At 76.4% G+C, this 21,220-nt stretch carries 6 protein-coding genes; 3 read left to right on the top strand and 3 right to left on the bottom strand.

From position 1 onward, the window contains the following. Positions 1-37: 37 nt before the first annotated feature. Positions 38-14,755, bottom strand: coding sequence for an amino acid adenylation domain-containing protein (locus tag ACYVO2_RS23790; protein WP_461009985.1), 14,718 nt, complete (start codon positions 14,753-14,755; stop codon positions 38-40). Positions 14,756-15,405: 650 nt separating this feature from the next. Then, on the bottom strand, positions 15,406-16,449 hold the full coding sequence (locus tag ACYVO2_RS23785; protein WP_461009984.1) for an iron-siderophore ABC transporter substrate-binding protein: 1,044 nt from the start codon (positions 16,447-16,449) through the stop codon (positions 15,406-15,408). 253 nt (positions 16,450-16,702) lie between these two features. Here ACYVO2_RS23785 and ACYVO2_RS23780 point away from each other — a divergent pair, with 253 nt between their 5' ends. The 3 genes from ACYVO2_RS23780 to ACYVO2_RS23770 are packed head-to-tail and all read left to right on the top strand — an operon-like array spanning position 16,703 to position 19,682. Then, entirely contained in the window at positions 16,703-17,701 is a 999-nt protein-coding gene (locus ACYVO2_RS23780) for a FecCD family ABC transporter permease (protein ID WP_461010015.1), read from the top strand. A 3-nt stretch (positions 17,702-17,704) separates the two neighbouring features. Further along, positions 17,705-18,772 carry a FecCD family ABC transporter permease gene (locus tag ACYVO2_RS23775; RefSeq protein ID WP_461009983.1) on the top strand — a complete coding sequence of 356 codons (1,068 nt, stop codon included), beginning with the start codon at positions 17,705-17,707 and terminating at the stop codon, positions 18,770-18,772. 4 nt (positions 18,773-18,776) lie between these two features. Next, a complete protein-coding gene (locus ACYVO2_RS23770; RefSeq protein WP_461009982.1) occupies positions 18,777-19,682 on the top strand; it encodes an ABC transporter ATP-binding protein in 906 nt (301 codons plus the stop codon). Positions 19,683-19,811: 129 nt separating this feature from the next. On the opposite strand, the gene ACYVO2_RS23765 is transcribed toward ACYVO2_RS23770, so the two are convergent. Next, positions 19,812-21,152, bottom strand: coding sequence for a lysine N(6)-hydroxylase/L-ornithine N(5)-oxygenase family protein (locus tag ACYVO2_RS23765; RefSeq protein WP_461009981.1), 1,341 nt, complete (start codon positions 21,150-21,152; stop codon positions 19,812-19,814). Positions 21,153-21,220: the final 68 nt, after the last annotated feature.

Raw genomic sequence — 21,220 nt, 5'->3', positions numbered from 1 at the left:
GTTTCCTCGGTTCCATCGCTCTTCCCGGTTCTCCGGCTCACCCGGCCGCCTCGGCCCTCCCGTCGGCCGTCCCGTCACCGCCGCCGTGCGCCCGCACCGCGGCGCCCAGCACCCGGAGCAGGTCGTCCCGCAGTCGCTCCGCCGCCGCGCGGTCCACCCGGCCGTCCGCGTACGTCAGCACGCAGTCCACCGGGCCCGGGCCCACCGGCTCGTAGAAGCTCAGCGTCAGCTCGGCCCTGGCCGCCCCGGTCGGGACGGGGGTGAGCGTGCCGAGCTCCGGCAGGCGGGCCTGCTCGTGGTGGACCAGCATCACCCGGGGCGCGGCGAGCCCCAGCGCGTCGGCCACGTCCCGGAACGGGACGTCCTGGTGGTCGAGCGCCGCCAGGTCGGTGCTCCTGACCCGGGCCAGCAGCTCGGTGAAGTCCGGGTCGCCGGAGGTGTCGGTGCGCAGCACCACCGTGTTGAAGAACGAGCCCACCAGGTCGTCCAGCAGCGCCGAGCCGCGGGCCGCGACCAGGGTGCCGATCGGCAGGTCCGTGCCCGCGCCGCCGCGGGTGAGCACAGTGGCCAGCGCCGCCTGCATCACCATGAACATGCTGGTGCCGGTGGCCCGCGCCAGCCGGTCCACGCCCTCGTGCAGCGCGGGGTCAAGCGCGAACTCCAGGTCCTCGCCGCGGTGGACGCCGTCCCCCGCGCCGCCGCCGGGCAGGCCGCGCAGCGCCTCGCGCCACCAGGCCAGTTGGCGGGCGTACGGGCTGCCCGGGTCCGCCGGGTCGCCCAGCGCCTCGTTCGCCCACACCGTGTAGTCGGCGTAGCCGACGGGCAGCGGCCGCCACCGCGGCGCCAGGCCCCGGGCGCGGGCCTCGTACGCGGTGGTGAGGTCCCGGACCAGCGGCACCACCGACCACTCGTCCACGCCCAGGTAGTGCGTGGTGACCAGCAGCGCCCGCGCGCCCGAGCCGTCCGTCACCAGGCGCGCCCGGAACGGGGGTTCGCGGGTCAGGTCGGGTCCGGTGCGGGCCAGCTCGGCGAGCTGGGTGTCCAGGTCCGCCTCCCGCGGCGGCAACTGCTCCAGCACCGTACGGTCCTCCGGCAGCGGGACCTGCCGCGCGCCGCCGTCCGCCAGCGGCGCGAAGACGGTGCGCAGCGGCTCGTGCCGGGCGACCAGGTCGGCCAGCGCCGCCTCCAGCGCGGGCACGTCGAGCCCGCCCGGGGCGCGCAGCGCGAACGCCAGGTCCCAGGTGCCGCGCTCCCCGGCCGCCCGGTGCCGCGCCCACAGCAGCCGCTGCCCCGGCGCCAGCGGCAGCGCCTGAGGCCGGGGCACCGGGCGCAGCTCCGCCCGCACCGCGGCGCCCGCGCCCGCCAGCAGCCCGGCCAGGCCCGCCACCGTCGGCGTGTCGAACACGTCCCGCACGGAGAGCTCCACCCCGAACACCGACCTGATCCGCGCCAGCAGCCGCATCGAGGCCATCGAGTGGCCGCCGAGCGCGAAGAAGTCGTCGTGGACGCCCACCTCGGGCAGTCTCAGCACCTCCGCGAACAGCCGCGCCAGCGCCTCCTGCTCCGGGCCCGCGGGTTTGGCGTCGCCGGCCAGCGCCGACCAGTCGGGGGCGGGCAGCGCCCGCCGGTCCAGCTTGCCGTTGCGGGTCAGCGGCAGCGGCCCGTCCAGCACCACCACGGTCGCCGGGACCATGTAGTCCGGCAGTCGCCCGGCCACGTGCGCGCGCAGCTCGGCGGGCGACGGCGGCGGCGTCGCCCCGGACGGCACGGCGTACCCGACGAGCCGGGTCACCTCGCCGGCCCGGTCGGCCACCACCGCGGCCTGGGTGACGCCCGGGTGCCCGGCCAGCGCCGCCTCGACCTCGCCGAGCTCCACCCGGAACCCGCGCACCTTCACCTGGTCGTCCACCCGGCCGAGGAAGTCCACGTTCCCGTCGGGCCGCCAGCGGGCGCGGTCGCCGGTGCGGTACATGCGGGCGCCGGGCGGGCCGAACGGGTCGGCGACGAACCGCTCCGCCGTGAGCCCCGGCCGCCCCAGGTAGCCGCGGGCCAGCCCGCGCCCGGACACGTACAGCTCGCCGACGACGCCGGGCGGCACCGGCCGCAGCCGGTCGTCCAGCACATACAGCACCGTGTTCGGGTCGGGGCGGCCGATCGGCACCGCGCCGCTCCAGTCGGGCTCCGCCGGCCACAGCGTGGAGTTCACGGTGGCCTCGGTCAGCCCGTACGCGGCGAGCAGGCGCAGATGGCCGGCCCAGCGGGCGATCAGGTCCGGCGGCACGGTCTCGGTGCCGACCAGCACCACGGCGTCCTTCGGCAGGGTCAGGTCGGCGGGCAGCGCGGACACCAGCGACGGCGGCAGGATCATGTGGGTGATCCGCTGCTCGTTCACGAAGCCGGTGAGCGCCCGGTAGTCGGTGCGGGCCGCCTCCGGTATCAGCACCAGCCGGGCGCCCGCGCACAGCGCCATCGCCAGCTCGAACACGGCCACGTCGAACCCGACGGAGGCGAACTGGAGCACCCGGGCGGCGCTGTCCACGCCCATCCGGTCCACGGCCGTGGCCACCAGCGACCCGATGCCCTCGTGGGTGACGACCACGCCCTTGGGGCGGCCGGTGGAGCCCGAGGTGTAGATGACGTAGGCGGCGTGGCCGATGCCGGACGGCGCCTGCGGCAGCTCGCCGCCGGGCTCGGCGGCGAGCTCCGCCGCCACCGCGTCCTCGTCCAGCACCAGCTCGGCCGCGCCGACCGGCGGCAGCGCGCCGCGGGTCGCGGTGTCCGTCACCACCAGGCCCGCCCCGGAGTCCCGCAGCATGTACGCGACCCGGTCGGCCGGGTGCCCCAGGTCGAGCGGCAGCCAGGCCGCGCCGAGCCGGAGCACGGCCAGCACCGACGCCACCATGTCCGCGTTCCTCGGCAGGGCGACGCCCACCACGTCCTCCGGGCCCACACCGCGCCGGGCCAGCAGCCCGGCGATGCGCTCCGCCCGCTCCCGCAGCTCCGCGTACGTCAGCCCGCCGCGGGAGTCCACCACCGCCACCGCGTCCGGGGTCTCCTCCGCCCGCGCCGCGAACTGCCCGATCAGCGAGGTCTCCGCGACCTCCCGGCGGGTGTCGTTGAAGCCGCGCAGCACCAGCTCCCGCTCGTCCTCGCCCAGCACCTCCACCCGGCCGACGGGCAGCTCCGGATCGGCGGCCACGGCCACGGCGAGCCGGCCCAGGCGCTGCCCGAGCCGCACGACGGTGTCCCGGTCGAACAGGTCGGCGCGGTACTCGATCCGGCAGCCGATGCCCTCCGGGTCCGCGCCGGAGTCCCCACCGGAGTCCGTGCCGGTTTCCGTGCTGGTGTCCGAGAAGGAGAACACCAGGTCGAACTTGGCGGTGCGCTCGGGGAACGGCTCGTCGGCGACCTCCAGGCCCGCGAGCTCGAACGCCGTCCCGCCGCGGCTGCGGTGCCCCACCATCACCTGGAACAGCGGGTTGCGGCCCGCCGCCCGCGCCGGGTTGAGCTCCTCCACCACCGCCTCGAACGGCACGTCCGCGTGCGAGAACGCCGCCAGGTCCGCCTCCCGCACCCGCCGCACCAGCTCGGCGAAGCCCGGGTCCCCGGTCACGTCGCAGCGCAGCACCAGGGTGTTGACGAAGAAGCCCACCACGTCGTCCAGGGCCTCGTCGGTGCGCCCGGCGATCGGCGCGCCCAGCGGGATGTCGGTGCCCGCGCCGAGCCGGTGCAGCAGCGCGGCCACCGCCGCCTGGAGCACCATGAACAGGCTCGCCCCGGTGCGCCGGGCCAGCCTCCGCAGCCCCGCCGCGGCCTCGGGCGGCAGCGCCGTCCGCACCGTGCCGCCCGCCGAGCCCGCCGGGGAGCGCGGCCGGTCCGCGGGCAACTGGATCTCCTCCGGCAGCCCGTCGAGCACCCGCCGCCAGTGGGCGAGCTGGCGCGCCGCCAGGCTGGAGAGGTCCGCGCGGTCGCCCAGCAGTTCCCGCTGCCACAGCGTGTAGTCGGCGTAGGAGACCGGCAGCGGCCGCCACCGCGGCGCCCGCCCCTCGCGCCTGGCCGCGTACGCCTCCGCCAGGTCGCGCAGGAACGGCCCGTCGGACCACTCGTCGGTGGTGATGTGGTGCAGCAGCACCACCAGCACGTGCTCGTCCTCCGCGACCCGCACCACGGTCACCCGCAGCGGCAGCTCCGCCTCCAGCGCGAACGGGCGCGCCACGGCCGCGGCCACCACACCGGTGACCTCGTCCGGCCCGGCGGCGACCTCCTCGACCACGGGCCGCGCCAGGTCCGCGGGCAGGATCCGCTGGTACGGGCGGCCGTCCCGCTCGGCGAAGACGGTGCGCAGCGCCTCGTGGCGCGCCGTCACGTCGGCGAACGCCTCCCGCAGCGCGCCGGTGTCCAGCGGCCCGCGCAGCCGCACCGCGATGGGGAAGTTGTACGCGGCCGAGTCCCGCTCCAGTCGCTGGAGCAGCCACAGCCTCGCCTGCGCGAACGACAGCGGCAGCTCCGCCGGCCGCTCCCGGCGCACCAGGGCGGGCCGGGCCGCGGCGCCGGAGCAGCGGCGGGCCAGGGCGGCCACGGTGGGCGCCTCGAACAGGTCCCGGATGGCCAGCTCCGCGTCGAGCGCCGTCCTGGCCCGGCTGACCAGCCGGGTGGCCAGCAGCGAGTGCCCGCCCAGGTCGAAGAAGCTGTCCTCGACGCCGACCCGGTCCACGCCGAGCACCTCGGCGAACAGGGCGCACAGCACCTCCTCCCGGTCGTCGCGCGGCGGCCGGCCCCCGGCCTCGGCGGCGACGGCGGGCGCGGGCAGGGCGCGCACGTCCAGCTTGCCGTTGACGGTCAGCGGCAGCCGGTCCACGGCCGTCAGCGAGGCGGGCACCATGTAGCCGGGCAGCCGCTCCTTCAGGTGCGCCCGTACCTCGGCGAGCAGCGCGGCGGCCCCGTCTCCGGGCGCCCCGCCCTCCGGTGCCCCGCTCTCCGGTGCCCCGTTTTCCGGTGCCCCGCTTTCCGGTACTACGTACCCCGCGAGCCGCTTCACCCCGTCCGGCGCCGAGGGGTCCACCACCACCGCGGCGTGCGCCACGCCGGGGTGGTCGTGCAGCGCGGCGGTGATCTCGCCGAGCTCCACCCGGTAGCCGCGGATCTTGACCTGGTCGTCGGTGCGGCCCAGGAAGTCCAGGTTGCCGTCGGGCCGCTCCCGCACCAGGTCGCCGGTGCGGTACATGCGCCCGCCCGGCGCGCCGAACGGGTCGGCGACGAACCGCTCCGCCGTCAGACCCGCCCGCCGGTGGTAGCCGCGCGCCAGGCCCACCCCGGAGATGTACAGCTCACCGGGCGTGCCGGGGGGCACCGGGCGCAGCGCCGCGTCCAGCACATAGGCGCGGGTGCCGCGGATCGGGCGGCCCACCGTGGGCGTGGCGCTGTCGTCGGTGCCGCCGCCGAGGGTGTTGATCGTGTACTCGGTGGGGCCGTACAGGTTGTAGCCGCAGGTGCCCTCGGTGTCGCGCAGCGCCGCCCACACCGCGTCGGACACGGCCTCGCCGCCGAGCAGCACCAGCGCGGGGCGCCACCGGTCCCGGCCGCCCGCCTGCCCCGCCTCCGGCAGTCCCGCCTCCAGCAGCCCCTCCTCGATCAGGTGGTGGGCGTAGGTCGGGGTGACGTTGACGACGTCGATCCGGTGCCGGTCGCAGTACGCCACCAGGGCCTCGGCGTCACGCCGCAGCTCCTCGTCGCACACGTGCACCTCGTGGCCCTCGACCAGCCACAGCAGCTCCTCCCACGACATGTCGAACGCGAACGACACGGTGTGCGCGATGCGCAGGCGCCGCCCGCCCGCCGCGGCCACCGCCGGGCCGAACACCGCCTCGCGGTGGTTGAGCTGCATGTTCGTCAGGCCCCGGTACGGGGTGACGACGCCCTTGGGGCGGCCGGTGGAGCCCGAGGTGTAGATCACGTACGCCGGGTGCTCCAGGCGGCCCGGCAGGCCGCGGGCGAATCGGGGCCGCTCGGCGTCGTCCACCGCCCCGCCCGGCAGCGCGGCCAGCTCGCCGGCCACCGCCTCGTCGTCCAGCGCCACCACGGGGACGCCCGTCGCGGGCAGCGCCACCGAGGAGACCGTCAGCACGCACATCGGCCCGGTGTCCTCGATCATCCACGCCAGGCGCTCCGCCGGGTGGTCGAGCTCCAGCGGCAGGTACGCCGCCCCGGTGCGCAGCACCGCGAACAGCGCCGCCACCATGTCCGCCGAGCGGGGCAGCGCGAGGGCCACCACCCGCTCCGGGCCCGCCCCGCGGGCCAGCAGCAGCCGGGCGAGCCGGTTGACCCGCGCGTCGAGCTGGGCGTAGGTGAGCCGTTGCTCGCCGAAGACCAGCGCCACCTCGTCCGGGGTGCGCCCGGCCTGGCAGGCCAGCAGGTCGGCCACGGTGTCGTCCGGCACCGCGAGGTCCGCGCCCGCCCAGCGGTCGGCCAGCTCCCGCCGCTCCGCGTCGGTGAGCAGCGCCAGCGCGCCGACGGGCGCGTCCACGTCGGCGACCAGCCGCTCCAGCACGGCGGTGAACCGCTCCAGCAGCGCCCGCGCCGCGTCGTCGCCGAACACGTCGGGCCGGTGGCTGAGCAGCACCCGCAGCCGCTCGTCCGGGGTGACCACCAGCGTCACCGGGTAGTGGGTGGCGTCCACGCCGCCGGAGGAGGTGATGCCGTGGCGGCGGGAGATGTCGTCGAGCTGCTCGGAGCCGCCGCCGATGTTCTGGAGCACGAACAGCGTGTCGAACAACTGCCGGTGCCCGGCCTCCCGCTGGAGCTCGCCCAGGCCCACGTACTCGTGCGGCATCAGTGCCGCCCGCTCGGCCTGGACCCGGCGCAGCATCGCGAGCACGCTCTCCCCGGGCCGGAACGCGATCCGGGTGGGGACGGTGTTGAGGAACAGCCCGATGGTGTTCTCCACGTCGGCGACCGCCGCCGGGCGGCCCGCCACCGTCTGCCCGAACACCACGTCGTCGCGCCCGGTCAGGCCCGCGAGCACCAGGCCCCAGGCGGCGTTGAGCACGGTGTTGAGGGTCAGCCCGTGGCGGCGGGCCTCGCCGCGCAGCCGCTCGCTGAGCTCCGCGGACAGCTCCACGCGGCGCCGCCGCGGGATCACCGGCTCGGGCGCGGTGTCGGCCGGGCCCACCACGGTGGGCTCCGCCAGGCCCGACAGCGCCTGGCGCCAGGCGGCCAGCGCGGCGGCCGGGTCCTGCCCGCCCAGCCACGCCAGGTAGTCCCGGTAGGAGCCGGGCGCGGGCAGGCCGCGGTCGTCGCCCCCCGAGGCGTACAGGGTGAACAACTGCTCGAGGAACAGCCACGCCGACCAGCCGTCCCACAGGATCAGATGGTTGCTGATCACCAAGCGGTCGCGGTCCGGGCCGAGCCGCAGCAGCAGCGCCCGCAGCAGCGGGGGAGCGGCCAGGTCGAAGCGGCGGGCGCGGTCGGCGGCCATCAGCCGCGCCACCTCCGCCTCCTGCTCAGGCCCGGCGAGAGCGGTCAGGTCCACCTCCTCCAGCGGCACCCGGGCGCCGGCCACGGTGAACTGCACCGGCCGGGGCAGGCCGTCACCGGTGAAGCCGGCGCGCAGCGCGGCGTTGCGGTCGAGCAGCGCCGCGAACGCGGCCCGCAGCTTCCCGGCGTCCACCCGGTGGTCCAGGTCGTAGTGGTGCTGCGCGGTGTAGACGTCCAGGCCGTCGCGGTCGTAGGTGGCGTGGAAGTACAGGCCCTCCTGGAGCGGCGACAGCGGCCACACCTCCTCCACCGGACCCGGCGCGGCCGCCGCCACCCGGTCCAGCTCCTCCCGGGTCAGGTCCGGCGCGGCCCGCTCCTCGGCCGGCTCCTGCGCGGACCGGCCGACCGCCGCCGCCAGCGCCGCCGGGGTGCGGTGCGTGAACACCTCCCGCGGCCCGATCCCGAACCCGGCGCGGCGCGCCCGCGCGGCCACCGCGAGCGAGGAGATGCTGTCGCCGCCCAACTGGAAGAAGTCGTCCTCGGCGCCCACCTCGTCAAGACCCAGCACCTCGGCGAAGACGCCGCACAGCAGCCGCTCCCGCTCGTCGCGGGGCGCCCGGGAGCGGCCCGCCGCCGCGGGCGCCGGCAGCGCCGCGCGGTCCAGCTTGCCGCTCGCGGTCAGCGGCAGCGCGGGCAGCAGCACGAACGCGCTCGGCACCAGCGGCTCGGGCAGCGCCGCGGCCAGGTGCGCGCGCAGCGCCTCCGGCTCCGGCCGCGCCCCCGGCCGCGGCACCGCGTACGCCACCAGGCGCGCCGCCCCGCCGGGCCCGTCGTGCCTGGCCACCACCGCGGCCTCGGCCACCCCGGGCGCCAGCGCCAGGCGCGCCTCCACCTCGCCGGGCTCCACCCGGTGGCCGCGGATCTCCACCTGGTGGTCGGTGCGGCCCAGGTACTCCACCGCCCCGTCCGGGCGGCGCCGCACCAGGTCGCCGGTGCGGTACATGCGGCTGCCCGGCGGGCCGTACGGGTCGGCGACGAACCGCTCCGCGGTCAGCGCGGCCCGGCCGTGGTAGCCGCGGGCCAACTGGGCGCCCGCCAGGTACAGCTCGCCCGGCACCCCGGGCGGCACCGGGCGCAGGCAGGTGTCCAGCACCCGCAGCCGGGTGTGCCACACCGGGCCGCCGATCGGCACGGTGGGCGCGTCGCCCTCGCCCTCGGTGTACTGCCACCACGTGGTGGCGACGGCCGCCTCCGTCGGGCCGTACAGGTTGTGCAGCGGCGCCCCGGTCAGCTCCCGCCAGCGGCGGGCGGTGCGGCCGGGCAGCGCCTCGGCGCCGCTGAAGGTGCGGCGCAGCGGCGCGGCCCACGACGGGTCGGCGGTGACCTCGGCGTCCCGCAGGAACGCCTCGATCAGCGAGGGCACGAACAGCAGCGTGGTCACGCCGCGCTCGCGGATCAGCCGGGCCAGGTAGGCGGGCTCCTGGTGGTCCTCGGGCCGGGTCAGCACCAGCGCGGCGCCCGACGTCAGCGCGAGGAACACCTCCCACACCGACGCGTCGAAGCTCGCCGACGCCTTCTGGAGCACCCGGTCGCCCGCGCCGATCCCGTACCGGCCGCGCATGGCCGCCGCCTGGTGGGCGATCGCGCCGTGCGGCACCACCACGCCCTTGGGCAGCCCGGTGGAGCCGGAGGTGTGGATCAGGTAGGCGGGGTGGGCGGGGGAGGGGGCGGGCCCGGCGCCGGCCGCGTCCGCGTCGCCGGGCCCGTCGCCCGGCCCGTCGCCGCCCTCGTCCACGAGGATCCGCTCGGGCCCGTCCGCCGCGGGCGGCAGCTCCGCCGCCCGCGCCGTCGTCACCAGCAGCCGGGCCCCGGAGTCCGCGAGCAGATAGGCGATCCGCTCCGGCGGGTAGCCGGTGTCCACCGGCACGTAGGCCGCGCCCGACTTCAGCACCGCCAGCAGGGACACCACCAGCTCCACCGAGCGGGGCACCGCCACGGCGACGACGCCCTCCGGGCCGGCGCCCCGCGCCCGCAACCGCCGGGCCAGGGCCTCGGCGCGCCGGTCCAGCTCGCCGTAGGACACCTCGCCGCCGTCGGCGTCCACCACGGCCACCGCGTCCGGGGCGGCCGCCACCCGGGCGGCGAACGCCTCGGTGAGCGTCAGCGGCGCCACCTCCGGCGTCTCGCCCGTCGACTGCTCCGCCTCCTGCCGCGCCTGCTCCGCGGTCAGCAGGCCGATCCCGCCGACCGCCCGGCCCGGCTCGGCCGCCGCCTCGGCCAGCAGCAGCGTCAACTGCCCGGCCAGGCGCCGCACCGCCGCCCCGTCCAGGCGGGTCGTGTCGTGGCCGAGCCGCAGCCGCAGCCTGCGCCCCGGCAGCACCATCAGCGACAGCGGATAGTGGCCGGGGCTGGAGAAGTCCAGGTCCCTGGCGCGCAGCGTCCCGGACGGGTCGCGCAGCTCGCCGCCGCCCGGGTAGTTCTCGAACACCACCAGCGTGTCGAACAGCTCGCCGCCGAGCCCGGCCGCCCGCTGGATCTCCGCCAGCCCCAGGTGCTGGTGGTCGAGCAGCTCGGCCTGCTCCCGCTGCAACCGCGTGAGCACCTCCACCAGCGACTGCCCCGGGGACCAGCGCAGCCGCACCGGCAGCGTGTTGATGAACAGGCCGACCATCGACTCCACGCCGTCCACCTCGGCGTCCCGCCCGGAGACGGTGCTGCCGAACACCACGTCGCGGCGGCCCGTCAGCCGCCCGAGCAGCAGGCCCCACGCGCCCTGCACCACCGTGCCCAGCGTCAGGCCGTGCCGCCTGGCCAGCGCGACCAGGCCCTCGGTGACGTCCTCCGGCAGCTCGACGCCGACGTGCGCCGACTGCGCCGCCGCGGGCCCCGGCCGGGACGGCACCAGATGCGTCGGCCCGTCCAGGCCCGCCAGCGCCGCCACCCACGCCCGCCGCGCCGCGTCCTTGTCCCGCCGCGCCAGTTGGGCCAGGAAGTCCCGGTACGGGGCGACCCGCGGCAACCGGGCCGAATCCCGCCCGTACAGCTCCAGCAGCTCCCGCAGGATCACCGGCACCGACCAGCCGTCCGCCACCACGTGGTGGAACGTCAGCAGCAGCCGGTGCCGCTCCTCGCCGAGCCGCACCAGGGTGCAGCGCAGCAGCGGGGCCCGGCCCAGGTCGAAGCGGACCGCCCGGTCCCGCGCGGCCACCTCGGCGCAGCCGTCCTCACCGGAGCCGAAGCCCAGGTCGTCCCCGCCGCCGGACAGGTCCACCTCGCGCCACGGCAGCTCCACCGCGCCCGGCGCGGGCACCGCCTGCACCACGGTGCCGTCGGGCAACTGGTGGAACGCGGCCCGCAGCGGGGCGTGCCGGTCGAGCAGCGCCTGCCCGGCCCGGCGCAGCGCCGCCGGGTCCAGCGGCCCGGTCAGCTCCAGCACCTGCTGCACCAGGTAGACGTCCTCCGCCTCCGGGCCGGCCAGTTGCGTGTGGAAGTACAGGCCCTCCTGGAGCGGCGCCGCGGGCAGCACCTCGGCCAGCCCCGGCACCCGCGCGCGCAGGTCCCGCAGCTCCTCCTCGCCCAGCTCCACCAGCGGGGCGCCGCCGTCCTCCTCGGGCACCCACTCGTCCGCCACCTTGGCCAGCGCCTCCGGCGTGCGGTGCTGGAAGACGTCCCGCGAGGTCAGCGCCAGCCCCTCCGCGCGCGCCCGGATCAGCAGCCGGATGGCCAGGATGCTGTCGCCGCCCAGGGCGAAGAAGTCGTCGTCCACGCCCACCGAGGGCAGTCCGAGCACCTGCGCGGTGACCCGGCACAGCAGCTCCTCGCGGGCGTCGCGCGGCGCGCGGCCCGAGCTGAGCGCCGTGAAGTCGGGGGCGGGCAGCGCCTTGCCGTCCAGCTTGCCGCTCGGCGTCACCGGCAGCGCCGTGAGCGGCACGAACGCCGACGGCACCATGTAGCCGGGCAGCCGGTCGGCCGCGTACGCGCGCAGCGTCTTCACCAGCGTCGCGGTGTCCCGGAACGGCACCGGGCGGTTGGCGAGCCCCGCCGGGGGCCGCGGACCGGCGCCGCCCGGCGCGTACACCTCGCCCAGGGACCCCTCCGCCGCGGCGAACACCGCGTCCAGGCTGCCGTCCCCGGCCGCCCCGGACCAGGTCACCGCCGTGGCGTACCCCAGCCGCGCCCCGAGCTCGTGCAGGTGCTCCGGGTCCACGCCCGGCCCGGGGGGCGCGCCGCCGTCCAGGGCGCGCAGCGCGGCCAGGTCGGACACGAGCCGGGCGTTGGGCACGCCGGTCACCCGCAGCCGCGCGGACCGCCCGGCCGCGGCCAGCAGCTCCGCCAGCCCGTCCAGGTCCGCCACGTCCCGGCCCCAGGCCAGCACCCGCTCCGGCGCCGCCGCCGGGGCCGGAGCGGTGCTCAGCACCACGTCGTACCGGTAGCGGCTCAGCTCGTTGTGGTGCCGGGCCCGCTTCACCCGCAGGTCCACCGCCGCCACGCCGTCGATGCTCCGCGCCAGCTCGGGGAACACGTCCGGGTCGAGCAGCAGCTCGCCCTCCCAGCGCACCGAGCGCTCCACGGCGGCGCGCACCGCGTCCGGGTCCGCGCCCCCGCCCGCGCGCACCGTCTCCACCGCGGCCCGCAGGCAGCGCAGCAGCCGCAGGTTGCGCACGTCGCCGACGAACACCCGCCCGCCGGGCGCCAGCAGCCCCACCGCCTGCCGCAGCACATCGGCGAGGTAGTCCACGCTCGGGAAGTACTGGGCCACCGAGTTGATCACGACGGTGTCGAACCAGCCCCGCGGCAGCCCGCTCACGTCGTGCGCCGGCTGCGCCCGCAGCTCCACCTTCCCCGCCAGCTCCGGCACCGAGCCGACCTGCCGGGCCAGCGAGGCGACGGCCTCCCGGGAGGCGTCCAGGCCCCAGTACGCCGCACAGCCGGGCGCGACCCGGGACAGGATCAGGCCGCTGCCCACGCCGATCTCCAGCACCCGGCGCGGCCGCAGCGCCAGGATGCGCTCCACCGTCGCCTCGCGCCAGGCCCGCATCTCCTCCAGCGGGATCGGCCGGCCGTCGTAGGTGCTGTTCCAGCCCGCGAAGTTCTCGGTGAAGCCCTCGGAGTCGGCCGCCGCGTACAGCAGCTCGTGCAGGTCCCGCCAGTCCTCGACCTGCCGCTGCTCGCCGTCCTCGTCCCGCTCCCGCTCCCCGGTCGCGGCGGGCACCACATACGCGGCCAGCCGCTTCTCGCCCGGCCGGTCCTCCCGGGCCACCACCGCCACCTGGTCCACGAACGGGTGCTCGGCCAGCACCGACTCGATCTCGCCCGGCTCTATCCGGTAGCCGCGGATCTTCACCTGGTCGTCCGCGCGGCCCACGAAGTCCAGTTGCCCGTCGGCCCGCCAGCGCACCAGGTCCCCGGTGCGGTACAGCCGGCCGCCGGGCGGGCCGAACGGGTCGGCGACGAACCGCTCCGCGGTCAGCCCCGGCCGCCCCAGATAGCCGCGGGCCAGCCCGTCGCCGCCCAGGTACAGCTCGCCCACCACCCCGGTCGGGACCGGCCGCAGCCGCGCGTCCAGCACATAGGCGCGGGTGCCCGGGTCCGGCACGCCGATCGGCACGGAGGCGCCGCGCCGCCCCTCCGGTTCGCACGCGCCCAGCGTGGAGTTGACGGTGGCCTCCGTCGGGCCGTACGCGTTGAACATCCGCCGCCCCGGCGCGTACCGCGCCACCAGCTCCGGCGACACCCGCTCGGTCCCGGCCAGCAGCGTGGCCGGGGCGGGCAGCTCCACGCCCTCGGGCATGGCCGCCAGCAGCGCCGGGGGCAGGATCATGAACGTCGCGCCGTGCTCGCGCGCGTAGTCGGCGAGCGCCGCGCCCGGCACCCGGCGCTCGGACGGCACCACGATCAGCCGCCCGCCCGACAGCAGGCCCAGGCACAGGTCCCAGAACGCCACGTCGAAGCTCGGCGAGGCGAACTGGAGCACCCTGCTGTCCGGGCCCACGCCGAACCGTTCCTGCTGCGTGGCCACCAGCTTCGCCACACCCGTGTGGGACAGCACCACGCCCTTGGGCCGCCCGGTGGAGCCGGAGGTGTAGATGACGTACGCGGCGCCGAGCACCGTCAGCGGCGCGCCCCGGTCCGCGTCGGTGGGGTCGGTCTCCGGGCGCCCCGCCAGGTCCGCCGCGGTGCCCGGCGCGTCCAGCAGCAGGTGCGGCACCCCGTCCGCGTCCGGCAGCCGCCCGGCCAGGCCGGCCGTGGTCACCAGGCACATCGGGGCGGCGTCCGCCAGCATGAACGCGATCCGCTCCGCCGGGTAGTCCGGGTCCACCGGCAGGTACGCGGCGCCGGCCTTCAGCACGGCCAGCTCGGCGACGATCATCTCCGGGGAGCGGGGCAGCGCGAGCGCCACCACCCGCTCGGGCCCCGCGCCCCGGGCGATCAGGGCGTGCGCCAGCCGGTTGGCGCGGGCGTCCACCTCGCGGTAGGTCAGCTCGGTGCCCTCGAACACCACGGCCACCGCGTCCGGCGCCTGCGCCACCCGCCGCCGGAACAGCTCCGGCAGCGTCAGCGCGGGCACCCGGTGCGCGGTGTCGTTCCACTCCAGCAGCATCCGCCGCAGCTCCGGCTCGGGGAGCACCCGCAGGTCGGCCACCGGGGCGCCCGGCCGGTCCAGGCCGTCGGCCAGCAGCGTCACCAGGTGCCCCAGCAGCCGCTGCGCGGTGTCCCGGGCGAACACCTCCTCCCGGTACCGCACCGCGAGCCCGTCCGAGACCACGTCCACCACCAGGTCCAGGTGCGCGGGCGCGTCCGCGACGTCCGCCAGGCCGAACCCGGTGTGCGCCAGCCGGGCGCCGCCGCGGGTCGGCTCCGGCTTCAGCTCCTCCACGATCGCCTCGTACGCCACCGCGTGCCCCGCGGCCTCCGCGCGGGCCGCCGCCACCCGCCGCACCAGCTCCCGCAGCCCCGGGCCGCCGGTGAGGTCGAGCCGCAGCGGCAGCGCCCGGCCCGCCACGGCCGCGGCCACCGTCACGTCCGCCGAGCCCGAGTAGCGGTGCAGCAGCGCGGCGAACGCGGCCAGCACCACGTCGCCGTGGCCCGCGCCCTCCCGCTCCCCGAACACCGCCGCCCGCCCCGAGAGACCACCGGGCAGCGGCCGCGTCAGCCGCCCCCCGGGCTCGCCCGGCACCCGCGGGTGCGGGAGGTCCGCGGGCAGCGCCAGCTCCTGCGGCAGCGGGCTGAGCCTGTCCCTCCAGTACGCGAGCCGTCGCTGCGTCACGTCGCTTGCGGACACGGGTGACCACGCCTTTCGAGCACGTCGGATCCGGCCATGGCTACGCCCACCACCACGGCCCGGGGGCCGGGCGCGGGCAGGGCTCGCCCCCCTCTCCCCGCCGTGCGGCGGACGAGGGACTCACCATCGGGATCTGGGATTGTCTGAGGAACTCGCCGCGACCGGCGGCGGGGGCGCCACCGGCCCGGCCGAGGGGCGGCCGGGGAGCGGCGGGCGACCGGGCCGGGAGCCTCCCCGGCCTGCGGCCCGGCGGAGCCGGTGACCCTCGCCGGAGGCGAGGGCGTCCGCCGCCACGGGGCCGGCGATTCCGGGCCGACCGAAACGCGACCGGAAGAGGCCCACCGGCCGTCGGGGCCGGTGGTGTTCCGGCGCCGCTCCGAACCGCCTCCCGGCCGTCCGTCCGCACCCGTCCGTCCACGACCCACTCCTCCCGGTGCCCGCCGGGCGGACGTCCTCGGGGAACGCCGCCCGCCCGACCGGCCGCCACGCCGGACCGACCCGAGCCCCCGGCCGGGCGCCGCGCCGGACCCGACAGGCTCTCACCGCCCGTCCGGGCCCAGCCGCCCACGCCCGACCGGGCCACACCTGCGGACCCGGCCGTCACACCGGCCGGTCCTGGCCGGCCGGCCAGGACCGGCCGCCCGCAGGGTCTACTTCTTCGCCAGCATCGGCACCATCTGGTCGATGGCCCACGGAATGCTCAGCACCGTGTTGTACGTGATGGCCGCCCCGACCGGCGGTTCGAAGTACGGCAGGAACAGGTCCCGGCCGTCCTTGACGACCTTCAACTGCTTGTAGACCTTGTCCGCCTCGATGCGCTTCTGCGAGGAGGCGTCCCAGTTCAGCCAGATCAGCCGGTCCACGTCCAGCAGGTCGAGCCGCTCCGAGCCCACCGTCGCCGCGTTCTCCTTGCCGGCGAGCTTCTCCACCTCGGGCGAGAGCTTGAAGCCGAGCTCCTTGACGAACACCGACTTCGGGTCGTGCGGCGCGAACGCCGAGTACTCGCCCGGCTTGTAGGTGTCGGCCACCACGGCGGTCTGCCCGGCGAACTCGGGGTGCTCCTCGCGGGCCTTGGCGAACCGCTGGTCGATGCCCTCGACCAGCTTCTTCGCCTCGGCCTCCTTGCCGAGCGCCTTGCCCGCCGTCAGCGTCATGTCCTGCCACGGCGCGCCGTACGGCGGGTGGTCGCCGTTCCAGGCGACCGTGGGCGCGATGGCGCTCAGGGTCTTGTACTTCTCCTCGTCGATGCCCGTGTACAGAGCGAGGATCAGATCGGGCTTGAGCGCGATGATCTTCTCGTACTTGAAGTCCTCGCGCTCGCCGACGATGGTCGGCTTGGTGTCGCCCCACAGCTCCTTCGTCCACGGCCACTTGCCGTACGGCCGCTCCTTGAGCCAGTCCACGACGCCGACCGGCTTGACACCGAGGGCCAGCGCCGCGTCCTGGTCGCTGAGGCCCACCGTGACGACGCGCTGGGGCTGCTTCTTGACGGTCGTGGAGCCGTGGACGTGCTTGATGGTGACCGGGAAGGCCCCCGCGCTGGTCTGCTTCTCGGCGGCGGGCTCGCTGTCCGCGCCGTCGTCGTCGCTCCCGCAGGCGGCCAGAGCGAAGGTCAGCGCCGCCGCGACGGCGATGGCCGGCAGTCTCCGCGCCGTCCTCCGGACGCGCCTGGTGAGCAGTGGGATTGGGTGCATCGCTTCCTCATCGTTCGGGTTGCGCTTCCGGTCACGGCGCATACTAAGGTAAGGGTTACCTAAATAGAAAGAGGTGGTCGGCTTCGGGGGACAGGGCCCGCCCCGCGCTTCCCGCCGCCGCGGCCCCCTCGGATAAGGTCGACCTAACCTGGGCGGCGGCGGTGGTGACGACGTGAAACAAGTCAGCGGGCAACGGAGCGGCGCGGAGCGCGCGAGCGCCCCGGCGCCGCACCGGCACGGGCGCGCGACCGGTCTGTGGCTGCTGCTGCTCGGCTCGCTCGCCCTGCTGCTCCTGCTCAGCCTGCTCTCCCTGGCCGTCGGCGCCCGCGAGGTGCCGCTCTCCCAGGTGTGGCAGGCCCTGGTGGACCCTCAGGACCCCGACATCGAGGCCATCGTCTGGTCGGTGCGGGTGCCCAGGACCCTGCTCGGGATCAGCGCGGGAGCGGCACTGGGCCTGTCCGGCGCGCTGATGCAGGCCCTGACGCGCAATCCGCTGGCCGACCCGGGCGTGCTCGGGGTCACCGCGGGCGCGTCGTTCTTCATCGTGCTGGCCGTGGGCGTGTTCGGCATCGCCTCGCTGTACGGCTACATCTGGTTCGGCTTCGCCGGGGCGCTGGCCGCGGGCGTCGTGGTCTACCTGCTCGGCGGGGTCGGCCGGGGCGGGCAGACACCGGTGAAACTGGCGCTCGCCGGGATCGCCGTCACCGCCATGCTCAACTCCCTGACCAGCGCGGTGGTGCTCACCGACGCCGAGGCGCTGAACCGCTACCGGTTCTGGGCCGCGGGCTCGCTGGCCGGGCAGGAGACCGCGATGGTGGCGAGGGTCGCCCCGTTCCTGGCCGTCGGCGCGCTGGGCGCGCTGCTGCTCGCGCCGTCCCTCAACAGCCTCGCCCTCGGCGACGAGGTGGCCACCGCCCTGGGCCGCAGGACCGGGCTGGTCCGGCTCCAGGGGGCCGCCGTGGTGATGCTGCTCACCGGCGGCGCCGTCGCCGTGACCGGCCCGCTGGTCTTCCTCGGCCTGGTGGTGCCGCACATGGTGCGCGGCCTGACCGGGCTGCTGGGCGCCGGGCCCGACCACCGGTGGCTGCTGCCGCTGTCCACGGTGCTGGCCCCCTGCCTGCTGCTGGCCGCCGACATCATCGGGCGGATCGTCGCCCGGCCCGGCGAGATCGGCGTCGGCATCGTGGTCGCCTTCCTCGGCGCGCCGTTCTTCGTCGTGCTCGTCCGCCGCCGCCGACTCGCGGAGCTGTGACCGATGGCCACCCCGTTCCTGTCCCGCGCGGCCGGCCGCACCGCCGTCCGCCTGACCAGGCCCGCCGTCTCCGCGGTGCTGCGGCCCCGGCTGCTGCTGGTCGACGCGGCCCTGGCCGCGGCCGTGCTCGCGGTGTTCTGCCTCGGCATGTCCGTCGGCGACATCCCCGTGCCCGTCACGGACGTGCTCCCGGCGCTGTGGAACTCGGGCGACCCCACCACCCTGCTGGTGGTGCGGGAGCTGCGGCTGCCGCGGGCCCTGGTGGGGCTGCTCGCCGGCGCCGCGTTCGGCCTGTCCGGCGCCCTGTTCCAGACCCTCACCCGCAACCCCCTGGCCAGCCCCGACATGATCGGCATCAGCCAGGGCGCGGGCGCCGCCGTCGTCGCCGGGATGGTCCTCGGCGTCGGCTCCGGTCTGGGCACCCAGACCCTGGGCCTGGCCGGGGCGCTGCTCGCCGCGCTGGTCATCTACCTGCTGGCCTGGAAGAGCGGCACCACCGGCTACCGCATCGTGCTGGTCGGCATCGCGGTCGCCTGGATGTGCACCGCCGCCACCGAGTACCTGCTGACCAAGGCGGAGATCTACGAGGCCCACAACGCGCTGGGCTGGCTGGTCGGCAACCTCAACGCCCGCACCTGGACGCATGTGCGCCCGCTGGCCGTGGCCGTGCTGGTGCTGCTGCCGCTGGCGCTGCTGCTCACCCACTGGGCCCGCACCCTGGAGCTGGGCGACGAGGTGGCCCGGGGGCTGGGCACCCCGGTGCAGGTGGCCCGCCTGGCGATGCTCCTCGCCGGCGTCGGCCTGGTCGCCTTCGCCACGGCCGCCGCGGGCCCCGTGACGTTCGTGGCGCTCGCCTCGCCCCAGATCGCCCTGCGCCTGGCCCGCACCGCGGCCCCGCCGCTGGTGGCCTCGGCGCTGACCGGTTCCCTGGTGGTCCTGGCCGGCGACCTGATCGCCCGGGAGCTGCTGCCCGACACCGAGCTGCCCGTCGGCGTGGTCACCGGAGTCCTCGGCGCCCCGTTCCTGCTGTGGCTGCTCGTCCGTGCCAACCGCGTCGGCTCAGGAGGCTGAAGACGTGACCACCGACACCTCGCCCGCCGTCACCTCCGGCACCGGGGCGGCGAAGCGGCCCGCGGGCCCCGACCTGCGCGCCGACGCCCTGACCCTGGCCTACGACGGCCGTGTCGTCGCCGAGGACCTCACCGTCGCCATCCCGCCGGGCCGCATCACCGTCATCGTCGGCGCCAACGCCTGCGGCAAGTCCACACTGCTGCGCGCCCTGGCCCGCCTGCTCACCCCGCGCTCCGGCGCCGTCCACCTGGACGGCCGCGCCCTGCGCTCCATACCCACCCGGCAGCTCGCCCGGCGTCTGGGCATCCTGCCGCAGGCCCCGGTCGCGCCGGACGGACTGACCGTCATCGACCTGGTCAGCCGGGGCCGCGCGCCGCACCAGAGCGTGTGGCGGCAGTGGTCGGGCGACGACGAGGAGGCGGTGCTGGGCGCGCTGCGGGCCACATCGATGCTGGAGCACGCGCAGCGGCCCGTGGACGAGCTGTCCGGCGGCCAGCGCCAGCGGGCCTGGATCGCCATGGCCGTCGCCCAGGGCACCCCCGTGCTGCTGCTGGACGAGCCCACCACGTTCCTCGACCTCGCCCACCAGATCGACGTGCTCGACCTGGTGGTGGACCTCAACCGCCACGAGGGCCGCACCGTGGTGATGGTCCTGCACGACCTCAACCAGGCGTGCCGCTACGCCGACCACATGATCGCCATGAAGTCCGGCGCGGTCGTCGCCCAGGGCGCCCCGGCGGAGATCGTCACCGCCGACCTGGTCGCCGACGTCTTCGGCCTGTCCTGCCGGATCGCCCCCGACCCGGTCAGCGGCACCCCCCTGGTCGTGCCGATGGGCCGTCATCACGGCGACGCCGCCCGGGGGCGGACGGCCCCTGAGCGGGCGCACGACGGCGCCGTGGTGGGCTGAGGGCAACGGGGGGCCCGGCGCGGCCCGTTCGGGGCCGCGGAGGGCCGCACACGGGCCGCCGCGGGCGCGGGGCGGAGCACCTTCGGGTGCCCGCGCTCCGCGCCCGCGGCGCGACCGCCGCGCCGACCGCTACGCGCCGACCCGCTCCGCCACCGCGTACGGGCGCGCCCCGGCGTCCCCGCCGCGGGCGAGCAGCGAGCCCAGGATGTCCCCGGCCCGCACCGCCGTGTTCGACAGCAGGGACGAGGTGATGCCGTGCGTGTGCTCGGTGCCGCCCTGGAGGTAGATGCCGCTGGACAGGTCGTCCGTGGTGCGCACCCGGTAGTCGCGGTCCACCAGCAGCCGTCCCGCGCCGTCGCGGCGGCAGTGCGGCGCGGCCCCGCCGAGCAGCGGCGTGGGGTCCATGGGCCGGTAGCCGGTGGAGTACACCACCGCGTCCGCGTCCAGCACGGTCTTCTCCCCGGTGGCCAGCGACTCGACGGTGGCGCGCACCTCCGTGCCGGTGTCCACCGCCTCGGTGAGCCGGGCCACGTTGAACATCCGCAGCCGCCGGGTGCCGAGCACCTTCTCCTGGTACGCCCTGCGGTACAGGTCGTCTATCAGGTCCATGTCGACGACCGAGTAGTTGGTGTTGGCGTGGTAGCCGAGCAGCATCTCCTTCACCTCGCCGGGCGCCTGGTAGTAGGCGTCCACGGCCTCGGGGTCGAAGATGCGGTTGGCGAACGCGCTGTCGTCGGCGGGGCTGTAGCCGTAGCGGGAGAACACCGCGCACACCTCGGCGCCGGGGAACTCCCGGTGCAGGTAGGCGGCGGCCTCGGCGGCGCTCTGCCCCGCGCCGACCACCACGAACCGGGTCGGCGCCGCACCGGCGAGCGCGGCCGCCCGGGGCAGCAGCTCGCTGGTGTGCCAGATCCGGTCGGTGGGGGTGACGCCCTCGGGGAAGCGGGGCACCAGGCCGGTGCCCAGCACCAGGTTGCGGGTGCGGTGGCGGACCTCGGCGGCGGACCCGGCGGCGCGGACCACCACGTCGAGCAGTTCCCCGCCGTCCACCGGCTCCACCCGGACGACCTCGTGGCCGTACCTGACGAGGTCGGCCACCCGCCCGGCCGCCCACTCCAGGTACTGGTGGAACTCCACGCGCAGCGGGAAGAGCGTCTTGTGGTTGATGAAGTCGATCAGACGGCCCTGGCCGTGCAGGTAGTTGAGGAAGCTGAAGTCGCTGACCGGGTTGCGCAGCGTCACCAGGTCCTTCAGGAACGACACCTGCATGGTGGCGTCGTCGATCAGCATCCCCCGGTGCCAGCCGAACTCCCGCTGCCGCTCCAGGAACACCGCGTTGACGGGCCGTCCGCCGCCCTGCCTCGCGTTGTGCTCGGTGACCGCGACCGCCAGCGCCAGGTTCGAGGGTCCGAAGCCGACGCCGACGAGGTCGTGGACCATGACCCCGTCGCCGTTGCAAGGAGTTGCCATCACTGTCCCTATCACTCGGCAGACACACGGGTACCGGACGGCCGTCACACACGACGACGGCCGCCCCG

Source organism: Streptomyces capparidis, assembly GCF_054782095.1.
The sequence above is the reverse complement of the archived record's forward strand: the minus strand, read 5'-3'. Positions and strand labels throughout refer to the sequence as shown.